The organism is Avibacterium paragallinarum (assembly GCF_011765605.1).
Classification (GTDB): Bacteria; Pseudomonadota; Gammaproteobacteria; order Enterobacterales; family Pasteurellaceae; genus Avibacterium; species Avibacterium paragallinarum.
This window is the reverse complement of the sequence record NZ_CP050316.1, coordinates 456,404-469,509: the sequence shown is the minus strand read 5'-3', so window position 1 is coordinate 469,509 and position 13,106 is coordinate 456,404. Positions and strand designations below refer to the sequence as shown.

At 39.5% G+C, this 13,106-nt stretch carries 10 protein-coding genes; 5 read left to right on the top strand and 5 right to left on the bottom strand.

The features are described 5' to 3' along the window. Nucleotides 1–18: 18 nt before the first annotated feature. Nucleotides 19–957, bottom strand: coding sequence for a bifunctional biotin--[acetyl-CoA-carboxylase] ligase/biotin operon repressor BirA (gene birA / locus HBL79_RS02425; protein WP_035685993.1), 939 nt, complete (start codon nucleotides 955–957; stop codon nucleotides 19–21). 165 nt (nucleotides 958–1,122) lie between these two features. On the opposite strand from birA, the gene guaB reads away from it, so the two are divergent. The 5 genes from guaB to HBL79_RS02400 all read left to right on the top strand — a co-directional run bounded on the left by guaB (nucleotide 1,123) and on the right by HBL79_RS02400 (nucleotide 8,368). Next, on the top strand, nucleotides 1,123–2,586 hold the full coding sequence (guaB, locus tag HBL79_RS02420; protein WP_035685995.1) for an IMP dehydrogenase: 1,464 nt from the start codon (nucleotides 1,123–1,125) through the stop codon (nucleotides 2,584–2,586). Nucleotides 2,587–2,778: 192 nt separating this feature from the next. Then, nucleotides 2,779–4,056, top strand: a complete 1,278-nt coding sequence (locus HBL79_RS02415) for a hypothetical protein (RefSeq protein ID WP_046097427.1) — start codon at nucleotides 2,779–2,781, stop codon at nucleotides 4,054–4,056. 112 nt (nucleotides 4,057–4,168) lie between these two features. After that, nucleotides 4,169–5,428, top strand: coding sequence for a hypothetical protein (locus HBL79_RS02410; protein ID WP_167316911.1), 1,260 nt, complete (start codon nucleotides 4,169–4,171; stop codon nucleotides 5,426–5,428). Then, nucleotides 5,406–6,965: a glutamine-hydrolyzing GMP synthase gene (guaA, locus tag HBL79_RS02405; protein ID WP_046097428.1), complete on the top strand. Its 1,560-nt coding sequence runs from the start codon at nucleotides 5,406–5,408 to the stop codon at nucleotides 6,963–6,965. The genes HBL79_RS02410 and guaA overlap by 23 nt, the downstream gene beginning before the upstream one ends. A gap of 203 nt (nucleotides 6,966–7,168) precedes the next feature. Then, entirely contained in the window at nucleotides 7,169–8,368 is a 1,200-nt protein-coding gene (locus HBL79_RS02400) for a tyrosine-type recombinase/integrase (RefSeq protein WP_017807204.1), read from the top strand. A 34-nt stretch (nucleotides 8,369–8,402) separates the two neighbouring features. Here HBL79_RS02400 and HBL79_RS02395 read toward each other — a convergent pair whose 3' ends face one another. The 4 genes from HBL79_RS02395 to HBL79_RS02380 are packed head-to-tail and all read right to left on the bottom strand — an operon-like array spanning nucleotide 8,403 to nucleotide 12,911. After that, entirely contained in the window at nucleotides 8,403–9,146 is a 744-nt protein-coding gene (locus HBL79_RS02395) for a hypothetical protein (RefSeq protein ID WP_051128104.1), read from the bottom strand. Between the two features lie 9 nt (nucleotides 9,147–9,155). Next, a complete protein-coding gene (locus HBL79_RS02390) occupies nucleotides 9,156–10,796 on the bottom strand; it encodes a hypothetical protein (protein WP_035688177.1) in 1,641 nt (546 codons plus the stop codon). Nucleotides 10,797–10,799: 3 nt separating this feature from the next. Next, a complete protein-coding gene (locus tag HBL79_RS02385; RefSeq protein WP_017807201.1) occupies nucleotides 10,800–11,261 on the bottom strand; it encodes a hypothetical protein in 462 nt (153 codons plus the stop codon). Nucleotides 11,262–11,276: 15 nt separating this feature from the next. Further along, a complete protein-coding gene (locus HBL79_RS02380; protein WP_035688180.1) occupies nucleotides 11,277–12,911 on the bottom strand; it encodes a hypothetical protein in 1,635 nt (544 codons plus the stop codon). Between the last annotated feature and the right edge of the window lie 195 nt (nucleotides 12,912–13,106).

Here is a 13,106-nt window from a genome sequence, read left to right as displayed (position 1 = left end):
TCCCCTTTATTTTTGCGATCATTTTTGCGATCGTTGCCGCAATGACACTTCTCCACCATTGAATTTGATCACGCCCCGTGCCGTTTCCAGTAACAAATGCCCCTCGCGATCAATGCCGCGTTCAATGCCGTCAAGGGCTTCTTTTTCGCTTATCATACTCACGGGCTTGCCGAAAAATGCGTCCCACTCTGTCCAACGCTGATAAAAACTCACCATTCCTCGTTGTTCAAATTGAGCGAGGTAATGATAAAGCCGATTGACAAGGGCGATGATGATCTCATCGCGATCAAAGTGCGATACGATTTCTTTCAGTTCTGCCCACGGCTGATCGATGCTCGCCTGCTTAGGCAAGGAAAGATTAATGCCGATGCCAATAATCAAATTCAGCAAGCCGTTTTTATGATTAGCAATTTCCACCAACACGCCTGCTAATTTTCGCCCGTTCAGCAACACATCATTGGGCCACTTCAGCCCAATTCCCTCTGCCCCAAAAGATTGCAAGGTTTCCGCAATCGCCAACCCAACCACAAGGCTCAGTCCATTCAGTGAAATATGTGGCGGAAGTGTCCAATAAGCACTTAAAATAATTTGCCCTGCAAAGGGGGAAAGCCATTGCCGTCCCCGCCGCCCTCGCCCTGCGAATTGATATTCCGCCAAACACAGATCCCCTTGTTTTAATTGATCAATTTGCTCAAGCAAATATTGATTGGTGGAGTGAATCACCGGTTTCACCACCGCTTGATAAGGGGCAATGCCTTGATTAATTTTTTGTGCGGAAAGTAGCGGTAGCTCAGGCTGTAATTGAATATCATCGCCATTGGTTTGGATCTTGATCCCCAATTCCCTCAACGCCTGAATATACTGGCTGAGCTGGTGATCGTTCAAACCTAAAAGTGCGGTCATTTTTTGACGTGTTTTTTTCTCGCCATCCGCCAATTCGACTAAAAAATGAAACATTTTATTTTTCCTAATTTTCGTTCAGATAGACGACAATGAATTTTTTTAAAATAAAAAATATTTGCAATTCGCCATTTTCAAATAAGCATAAACTCTGTATAATCCCGCCGCAATATTTTTTAACATTAACCTTGGGATTTTCCCCCTTTAAAGAGAGATATTGCTATGCTACGAGTTATCAAAGAAGCCCTCACATTCGATGATGTGCTACTTGTTCCCGCTCATTCTACCGTGTTGCCAAACACTGCCAATTTATCCACCCAGCTCACCAAAACCATTCGCTTGAACATCCCGATGCTTTCTGCCGCGATGGATACCGTTACCGAAGCAAAATTAGCGATTTCTCTCGCACAAGAGGGCGGGATCGGCTTTATCCATAAAAATATGAGCATTGAACGCCAAGCGGATCGCGTTCGCAAAGTGAAAAAATTTGAAAGTGGCATTGTGTCTGAGCCTGTTACCGTTTCCCCAGATTTAACCTTAGCGGAACTGGCGGAATTAGTGAAGAAAAACGGCTTTGCGGGCTACCCTGTGGTAGATAAAGAAAGCAATCTCGTTGGTATTATCACAGGTCGCGATACCCGTTTTGTGAAAGATTTGTCACAAACCGTCGAAAAAATGATGACCCCGAAAGATCGCCTTGTTACCGTAAAAGAAGGCACTTCACGCGAGGCGATTTTAGAATTAATGCACAACCACCGCGTAGAAAAAGTGCTAGTGGTTGATGACGCGTTCAAATTAAAAGGAATGATCACCGTTAAAGATTTCCAAAAAGCGGAGCAAAAACCGAACGCTTGTAAAGACGAATTTGGGCGTTTGCGTGTAGGTGCGGCTGTGGGAGCAGGGGCAGGCAATGAAGAACGCATTGAAGCCTTAGTGCAAGCTGGCGTGGACGTGCTATTGATCGACTCTTCCCACGGGCATTCTGAGGGCGTGTTGCAACGCGTGCGTGAAACCCGTGCGAAATATCCTGATTTGCCAATTATTGCCGGCAATGTGGCGACTGCGGAAGGTGCGATCGCCCTTGCGGACGCAGGAGCAAGTGCGGTGAAAATCGGCATTGGCCCAGGTTCGATTTGTACCACGCGTATTGTAACGGGCGTGGGCGTACCCCAAATCACAGCCATTGCTGACGCGGCAGAAGCGTTAAAAGATCGCGGAATCCCAGTGATCGCTGATGGAGGGATCCGCTATTCAGGCGACATCGCCAAAGCCATCGCCGCGGGGGCAAGCTGTGTAATGGTGGGATCGATGTTCGCAGGGACAGAAGAAGCCCCAGGTGAAATCGAGCTTTACCAAGGCAGAGCGTTCAAATCTTATCGCGGAATGGGATCATTAGGGGCAATGAGCAAAGGCTCATCAGATCGCTACTTCCAAAGCGACAACGCCGCCGACAAACTCGTGCCAGAGGGCATCGAAGGACGCATTCCATACAAAGGCTACTTAAAAGAAATTATCCACCAACAAATGGGTGGCTTGCGTTCTTGTATGGGCTTAACGGGCTGTGCCACCATTGAAGATCTCCGCACCAAAGCCCAATTCGTGCGAATCAGCGGCGCTGGCATCAAAGAAAGCCACGTCCACGATGTAACCATTACGAAAGAAGCACCGAATTATCGTATGGGATAATAATCTTTCAAATAAGCTCTATTTATTTTAAATAGAGCTTATTTTCTCTTAAATTATCATTATTTATTTTAATAGGAATTCAAAATTTTTGATTATTTTTTATCACATTGTTCAGGATCATAATCTTAAATTTAAGTAATCTAGTAAACTAATACTAAATTGTGCTATTAATACTCGGAAGGAATCAATATTATGTTTAATCGAAAATATAACAAAAGAGATAACAAAAAAATGATTATTTATTTCGATGTTGCAACATTACCTTCACTAAATATGATATTTGATCTATTAAAACAGAAAGAAAATAATGAAATTGAAAGAATTGTTGGATTTTCTAGATTTGAACTAGATGAAACAATCCTAAAACACTTCCCTGATAATAAAATATCTTTCCATAAAGTTGATTTAGATAGTAAGTTAGAATTATTTGCTAAAAAGATATTAGAAATTATCAAAAACTCCCCAACTAAATACGCATTAACCATACATACAAATCTTTGCCATTCATTAGTTATTATTCCAAAACTAATGTCTATACTTAACTTAGTAAAACATAAATATTATATAGAGCAGCTCTATTTATATGATGATGGTTCATCTGATTATCTTGATCTTTATAATCAAAGAGAAAACAATCTCGCTTTACTATTTAAAACAGCGAAGAAAAATACATCATTAAGACTTAAACAAGAAATAATTTATTATTTCCCACGCGTACATCCATATAGACTTATCTATAAGGTTATAAGAAAGTTTAAATTTTTACGTAAATACTTTCATTTTACCTATTTAAATAAATATACTTGGCATACTCTCTTTCCAACAAAATATATTGTTCTATGTCCAGAGTATTTTGAAACAGATAAGAAAATGTCTTATGTAAATAAGGAATTAGAAAAACATTTCACCAAAATGAATTTTCAACAATTTCACACTTTAACTTCTGAGAATAAGTCGTTATTTCTGCATTTTATTAATATTGATAGCCAACAATTACATACCTTAGCTAGAACATTAAAACAAAAAAATACTCTTATTTTAACTGGAACAACGACTTGGAAAGATGAACGTTTAGAATTTGCAAAATTACAAGCTAATTTATTAAAGAATCTCATTGACACTAATTTTAAAAACTATCATATCTTATTTAAAGGTCACCCTGCAGCAACAGATATCAATACTTTTATCATAGATACACTAAAAATAGAAAGTATTCCTGAGAATATTCCTTTAGAAATATTAATCATCTTAGATCTATTACCAGATACTATTTGTGGAATGCCTAGTTCTATTTACTTTTCTTTACCTAAAGAAAAAGTTGGAAAACTTATCTTCCTAGAAAATAAGTACATTGAAAATACTAATCCAGAAAAACTGACTAAATTTGAGAAATTAATCTCAGTTATTCTTAAAATTAATACTAATAAATCAATAGAGCTATTGAAAAACAAGCAAAATGCTATAAAATAGAAACGCGAAGAATATTTATGGCATCTTATGTTGATGGAGGGAAAATAATTATATGAGGAAAATAATTACATTTTTTAGCCTTTTCTTTTCTATATCAGCTTGGTGCCAAAAAATGGAAATCTATTTGGACTATGCCTCCCTTCCATCCCTAAATATGATTCTAAACCTCGTCGAAAATAAAAATAATGAGAAAGTTGAAAGAATCATAGGCTTTAAACGATTTGACTTTAACAAAGAAATTTTAAACTCGTTTTCTAAAGAACGTATAGAATTCAGTAAAGTATCTATTCTTGATATTAAAGAATTTTCTGATAAGCTTTATTTGAACATCGAGAAAAGTGATACTCCCGTAGATCTAATAATTCATACAAACTTAGATCACTCTGTAAGAAGCTTATTATCGATTTTTAAGACATTATCTCCTCTATCTCATAAAATAAACATTGAAAAGCTCTATTTATATGATGATGGTTCAGGAAATTATGTTGATCTTTATCAACATCGGCAAGAAAATATTTCTGCAATTCTCATTGAAGCACAAAAGAAGTTAAAAGATGCATTAGAAAATCGTGAAACAGATGCGGATAAACTACATTCACTAACAAGATATACTTGGCATAAAATTTTTCCGACGGAATATATTTTGTTGCGTCCTGATTATCTCGATATTGATGAAAAGATGCAACCGCTAAAACATTTCCTTTCAGATACGATTGTATCTATGGATTTATCTCGCTTTAGCCATTTCTCTAAAAAGCAGAAAGAACTCTTTTTAAAAATTACTCATTTTGACCAAAATATTTTTAATGAATTAAATATAGGAACTAAAAATAAAGAATATAAAACTTTTATTTTTACTGGAACAACTACTTGGGAAAAAGATAAGGAAAAACGATTAAATAATGCCAAATTACAAACTGAGATACTTGAGAGTTTTATAAAACCAAATGGAAAGTTCTATTTAGGTGATGATATAAAAATCTTTTTTAAAGGCCATCCGAAAGGGGATGATATTAATGATTATATTATCAGTAAAACAGGTGCAGAGAAAATCCCAGCAAATATTCCTTTTGAAGTATTAATGATGACGAATTCATTACCCGATTATGTTGGAGGAATTATGAGTACTGTCTATTTTTCTCTCTCTCCCAAAAATATCGATAAAGTGATTTTTCTTGGTTCAGAAAAAATCAAAAATGAAAATGATGCAAAATCCCAAACTTTATCAAAACTAATGTTAATGCTTAATGTAATTACACCTGAACAAATTTTTTTGAAGAGATGCCAAACCCAATCAACTTTTGAAAGCTTTTCGATAGTTTCTAAATACAATAATATTAAGGTACACAATGAACAACATTCACAACCATAAAATTTTAATCTTAGACTTTGGTTCGCAATACACCCAACTTATCGCTCGCCGTGTGCGGGAAATTGGGGTGTATTGTGAGCTGTGGGCTTGGGACGTTACGGAAGAACAAATCCGTGAATTTAATCCAACGGGGATTATTCTTTCAGGCGGGCCTGAAAGCACCACCGAAGAAAACAGCCCACGCGCGCCTGAATATGTGTTTAACGCGGGCGTGCCTGTGTTGGGCATTTGTTACGGAATGCAAACAATGGCAATGCAGCTTGGCGGTTTAACCGAAACTTCCGATCACCGCGAATTTGGCTATGCCTCTGTTTTGCTTGAAAATACCACCGCACTTTTCGCGGGCTTAGATGATGGCGATCATAAGTTAGATGTTTGGATGAGCCACGGCGATAAAGTTACCCAATTACCACCGCACTTTCAAATCACGGGGGTAACGCCAACTTGCCCGATTGCGGCAATGTCCGATGAAAGCCGTCATTTCTACGGCGTGCAATTCCACCCAGAAGTGACTCACACCAAGAGTGGCTTAGCCCTTTTAACCAATTTTGTGGTGAAGATTTGTGGCTGTGAACGTAACTGGACACCAGAAAATATTATCGAAGATGCCGTTGCTCGCATTAAAGCACAAGTGGGCGATGACGAAGTAATTCTTGGCTTATCTGGTGGCGTGGATTCCTCCGTTACCGCTTTATTATTGCACCGTGCTATCGGCAAAAATTTGCATTGTGTGTTTGTGGATAACGGTTTACTTCGCTTAAATGAAGCGGATCAAGTGATGGAAATGTTCGGCGATAAATTCGGTTTAAATATCATTCGTGTCGATGCGGAAGATCGCTTCCTTGACGCATTAAAAGGCATTGCAGATCCTGAAGCCAAACGCAAAATGATTGGCAAAGTGTTTGTTGATGTATTTGATGACGAATCGAAAAAACTCACGAACGTCAAATGGTTAGCACAAGGCACGATTTATCCTGACGTGATCGAATCTGCCGCGAGCAAAACGGGCAAAGCACACGTTATCAAATCTCACCACAATGTGGGCGGCTTGCCTGATTATATGAAACTCGGCTTAGTTGAACCATTACGCGAATTGTTCAAAGACGAAGTGCGTAAAATCGGCTTAGCCCTTGGTTTGCCTGCAGAAATGCTCAACCGCCACCCATTCCCAGGCCCAGGATTAGGCGTGCGTGTTCTCGGTGAAATCAAAAAAGAATACTGCGACTTGCTCCGCCGTGCCGACGCTATTTTTATTGAAGAGCTTTATAACTCAGGCTGGTATTACAAAGTTAGCCAAGCATTCACTGTCTTCCTGCCAGTGAAATCCGTTGGCGTAATGGGCGACGGTCGCAAATACGACTGGGTTGTTTCTCTCCGTGCGGTAGAAACCATTGATTTTATGACCGCACATTGGGCTCACCTGCCTTATGATTTACTCGGCAGAATTTCCAACCGCATTATCAACGAAGTCAATGGCATCTCCCGCGTGGTGTATGACGTCAGCGGAAAACCGCCAGCGACGATTGAATGGGAATAAAACCTCTGCTTTTCATCGCATAACATATTATTTCAAAAATAGCCAAAAGCCCTGTTATTACAGGGCTTTTCTATTTCACCTTATTTCACGCCGTTTCATATTAGTTTATTTTTTTTGTCGGTATTTTTGACGGCATAGCATTGCCAATACCGATAAAATGATAGAAAATACCGTCAATGTAATGACGGTGAAATTGACGTAAAATGCTAACAGATACAAAAATTAAATCTCTTAAACCTAAAGACAAAGTGTATAAAGTCGCAGATCGAGATGGACTTTATGTTTCCGTGTCAGTGACTGGGACTATCACTTTCCGCTATGACTATCGTATAAACGGCAGACGAGAAACGCTGACTATAGGCAAATACGGTGTTGATGGCATCAATCTTGCGGAAGCTCGTGAGCGTTTGATGATTGCTCGTAAACAAGTAAGTGAAGGGGTTTCACCTGCAAGACAAAAGCGTGCCGAACGTAATAAAATCCGCAATGCAGATCGTTTTTGTATTTTTGCGGAAAAATATCTTGCTGACGTCAAATTAGCTGACAGTACAAAAGCCTTACGTATTGCAACATACGAGCGAGATATTAAAGACACTTTTGGCAATAGGCTGATGGTTGAAATCACAACTGATGAAATTCGTCATCACTGTGAAAAAATCAAAGATCGCGGTGCTCCTTCTACGGCGATATTTGTCCGTGATCTCATTGCAAATATTTATCGCTATGCTATTCAACGCGGGCATAAATTTAGCAACCCTGCCGATGAGATTGCTAATTCATCCATTGCTGTATTCAAAAAACGAGAGCGTACATTAACTCCACGCGAAATTCATTTGTTCTTCAATGCTCTTGAAGAAACTCAATCGGACTTCGGTTTGAAAAAAGCGGTTAAATTCATTTTGTTAACCCTTGTACGAAAGGGCGAACTCATCAACGCTAAATGGGATGAAATCGATTTCAAAAATAAAGTCTGGACAATTCCCGCTGAAAGAATGAAAGCTAAACGTGCACATAACGTTTATTTGTCTGAACAATCCATTGATTTAATTGTAGCGTTTCAAATTTATTCAGAGGGTTCGCCATACTTGTTGCCAGGTCGAATAAATCGGCAAAAACCTATCGCCAATAGCTCTCTTAATCGAGTGATTGCCAACTGTATTCAATATATTAATCGCAACGAGCAGCTCATCGATGATTTTACCGTACACGATTTGCGTCGCACAGGATCCACCTTACTACACGAGATGGGATTCAATAGTGATTGGATTGAGAAAAGTTTAGCTCACGAGCAACAAGGTGTGCGTGCAGTTTATAATAAAGCTGAATATGCAGAACAAAGAAAAGAAATGTTGCAAGTGTGGGCTGATAAGGTGGATGAATGGATTAAAGGTAAGAATTTGTAAAAAAACCGCACCTTTCGATGCGGTTGCTCTGCTATTAAAGTCCCATTCTGCGACGCATTTTGAATGATTTCAGGCGACGCATTTTAGCTGCACCTGTATTAGCTCTGCGTTGTGCTTTGCGAATTGCTGTACGTTGTTTGGCGGTCAAACGAACCTTACCCGAAATGCGTTTATTAATACGCATTTTCTTGCCATTGCGGATAGCAAACACTTTTCTATAAGCGGCATCAGTGATTAATTCATCAGCCAATGCACCATCTAACACCGCTTCATTTTCTTCCGTTGAGAAAATTAATGCGTCCATCTCACCTTGCATTTCCTCTTCACCTTGTGGCAATTTGGTCAAGATAAATTCGTGAATATTGCGTGCAAGGTCATTGTCAAAATCATCTAATAGTGCCCCTGCATTTTCTTCAGAAACGCCTTTAGAAATTAAGTAATCATAGACCGCATTTAGTCCGATGGTAACAACCTCTTGCTCGTCATCGTCTAATTCTCCATCTTGATTATCATCTGCAACAGCGATCATCAACCCAAGCAGGCGATCACCAAATCCTTCGTTTTCTTCAAGATCCTCTTCATTAGTTTCACACCATTCATAGAAATAATTCAAGGCTTCTGAAGCAATTTGCTGTTCTTGGAAAAGTGCAAGTCTGTTATCGGGCTTATCTTCTTCCGCACCATCAAGAATCATTGCATTTTTATTTGCAACCATTGCGGTGGGTTTTCCTACCGCTTTTTTCGGGAGGCGTGATAAATGTAATAATTGCTCAAACATAATCTTTCCTTATCGAGTAATCGTTGATGTAATATGTATTTGGCGAACACAACCCTCTGGGCGAACACGCCAGCTGACCATCATTACGTCTGCAGGGCGTTGTTGATTTGGCATAATTTCTAGCTCATAAGCCTTGCCACCTAATTCACTGCTATTTACAAGCCACCCTGACGTTTTCGCGGCATCAAAATGCTGGGTGATCATTCGATATGCTGCTTTTATCGCCTCTTCCATCGGCATAAAGAGTAAAAATTCTCTTGCTATACGTGCAACATCTCGTTCAAGCGAGGTGATAATTTCAACAGAAGAAATTAAATTTAAGAAACTGGTTTCTTTTCCCGCTTTGGTAATGGCATCAGCAAAAACATAGCCACTACTACTTGAGAATGTTTGGAAAATAACAGGCGTAATTCCAGCCGCTGCTAAATCGGATAATTCCTCATTATCAGGCTTATAAAGTTGCTTCATTCCTTGTCGTTGAATTGGGAATTGACGACCCGCTACCGCGTATTGTTTGGCAGAGAAGCCAAGTGCATTTTGTACGGCATTACGCTGGCAAGATAAGGCACAGCGATAAGCACTCGTCCCAATTTTGACCCGACCACTTACCCCATTAGGATCATTACATTCCACAGGATGCCAGAGTAAGCTTAATAAATAGCTACTCAATCCCAATTGATTTACCCAAGCAATCGCTTGTTTTGGCGTAAAATGATTGGGCACATCAATCATTACTTGAATATTTTTATCAAATCCTAATTGTGCTAATGCAGCACAAAGTGCGGTAGAATTTGAGCCTAAACTTGAAATATAGACAAAATTGCTATCCGTATCTTTCAGCTGTTTTACTGCACTTTGGTATTGGAGTGCGGTGAAACTACTCACGCTCCCTTCACTAAATGGATATAGCACCTCTGTTACTTGAACGCGTTGAATGCCATTCTCATTTTTACCATAAGCAGCACAATCTTTCGGAATTACCGCACCTTGAGCTAAAACAAGTTCATAATCATCAAAGGCGTATTTCGCAATTTGTGCTTGCAAGCTATTTGGGTAGCCATCGTCATCAACAGAATCTAAGTCGATTGATCCCGTAAATTCATCAAGCACAGATTTATTTTTATCCATTACTTTTAACGTGATCATTTTGGCATCAACTGACTGGCTTCTTTCATCTTGCAATTCAGGTGCTGAAATAGAAAGTCGTATGCCATCATTAAAACAGCCGTGATGTTTTAATGCCAAAATGAAGGTATCACTAGGAACCTCATCGACCAATTCAACTTTTAACGCATAACGTCCACTAGGGCTATCAGGCTTTTTCACTACAATCCACTTGTTCTTTGCATCCGTTCCGACTAAGCGAGAAATCACCGCACGTTTTGCTCCCTTATTTAAGGCTTCAACAAGCTGAGTATGTGCATCATTCAGTGCATTAACTCGAATAGGCTCAGGACGACCGGTAATACGTAGGACATTTCCTTTATGTACTTCAAATGCTCGACCAATCGGACCGCGTGGTAATCGAGCTACTGCAGCAAATGTTTGATCTTCGACAGCATTAACCGCAAATCCCTCACTCTTGTCTAGCGTTGGATTAAGCTGTACACCGGGTTCGTGTCCTAAAGAACGACTAAAACTGGTTGCCATTGATTACTCCTTGTTGTTTTCTTCATCAGGTTTAACATCTTCATTTTGTTGATGCTTATCTCTTCGTTTACGTGATTTTTTGCTCTCTCCGGTTTCGTTTCTTTCAGTTTCAACAGTATGAGTTTCTTCAACTTCAGCTGTGTGAGCGTCTTCAACTGTATCAACCTCTTTTTCTGCAATAGAAAGTGAGATCGCTTTTTCAAAATCATTTGCTTTTGCCACCAATTCAATATCCGTAACGAATTGCATTAAATGACCAAATGTCGGAAATTCAACTTCTTGCTTTGTGATACCGCTTGCTTTTAAATTAGAGTCTAAAAACAGGCTCACCGAAGCCCCAACAACATCACGGGGCATATGGTTTTCTACAGTAATTTTTTGCGGGAAGTTAAATTCCCCACATTCTTGTTTTAAGATCGCTAATGCTTCATTTTCTTTTAGCATTGATCCAATAATTAAGAACATAGGGGAATCTCCTTATCAATTTGGGGTGTCTAACACATCAAGCAAAGCAACACTTGCCGCATACTCTGGCACGGGGTTTTGTTCTGCAAAGTTTTTACCCGTTACCCAATAGCCACCCTCAGGGCTTTCTGAATTTGGGTTAATGCGATCAATTTTTGGTGCACCCACTTCACCAAAAATAAATGGATTGAACGCTGGTTGTGCGGAATTAGCACCAATCAACAACATACGAGCGGCTTTCTTGCCACCACTTTCGGTGCGTTTACCTAAGCCTTTCGGTGTGTAATAAACTTCATACATTCCACCTAAGCGACCTAAGCGATAACTCCCTGGGCGTGCTGAAATATTAGATGATTCAAAATAATCCCCACCAAGTGCAGAAAGAATAGTACGAATGCGATCATCAACATAAATATGGGATACCCCGTGAGAGCCGTTACGATTTGCCATCTCTTGGCTAATCATATCGATTTTGCTTAATAAAATTTTGGCAATCTCTTCTTGAGATTTGCGTTTACCTGCTTCGTCCCAATCAAAGTCAAATTCATTCGCATTGTGGAATTTCGCAATGGTTGTCGCATCATTCAGGGCTTTATAAAGATGTTCTTGAGCAAATTGCATACGAATCATCATTGTCCCTTCTGTCGCGGGATCAATACCCATTTCTTGACTAAACTGACGTTCCGCTTCTGGAGTTACCACTACTTTTGAGCGGTAGGATTTTGCAAACATTGTATATTTATTTGCAATCGTTTTGACTGACGGCGTTGCCTCTTTAAATTTCACATCTTCCACGTTCAAATAACCGCGTGCTGCCACAACGGTATTTTCAGGCACGGCGGACGTAAACGCGACGGTAACTTCGCCAGTTTGAATTTTAACAGTGGCAGTAAAACTGTAATCCGTATCGCCAATTTTTACTGCCGCCGAAACCATTTCAGTATCAGATTTTGAATTTGTAGTTGTCGCCGCAACTAACCCATTTACCATAATTTGCGTACGACTAGGATAAAGCGGGATCACGGTAGCAGACTGATCGCATTGAGCAAAATCGGTCATTACTGAAGTAATTTTACCTGAGTAATTGGTTTTATCACTTGAAGTTAATGTATGTGTACGATCGGAAGTAATAAATGGATTACCACCACTTACACCATTTAATGATCCCCCAACATCATACATACCGGTTTTATTTCCCGCGTGATGAGAAATAATAATTAACGGTGCTTCACCCGTGTTTTTATCCCCTTGCAAATAATAGGCAAATGGCACACCCGCAAATAACACAGACTTAATCGCAATCAAGGCTTGGCGTGGCACCATCGCACGTGCTTCTGATGACATTGAATTTGATGTTGCAATCGCATCATCAAGATACACTTTTCCTTGTTCAAGTGCTGACGCAACTAAGTGTGAACCCGGTTTACATCCGTGTGCTTTTTCATAGGCATTAATGCCATCTAAAATCGCTTGTCGGATTTCCACCATTCCCACTTGATTGGCTTCCTTCCCATCATTAAACGAGCCTAATTTATCATTGATTTGCTCAACAGAATCTAACTGTAACGATGAAACATCATTCACATCAGCAAGTACACTATCCATTAACAACTGAGCTTCTTGGCAGCGTTTATCATCATAAAATGGCATATTTTGCCCTCCATAGTTTCATTAATTGACGTATTGAAATTACAAAGGGCAATGAATGAGAATTGAAGCCACTCTGCCTTTGTAAACAGCGTTACTTTACAAATGACTAGAAGAAAGAAATTTTCATTTTTCCTAATTTGACTACGAAATAAAGTGCAGTGGCGAATAGATAGGAAAAATACCGCTCTCCTAAAA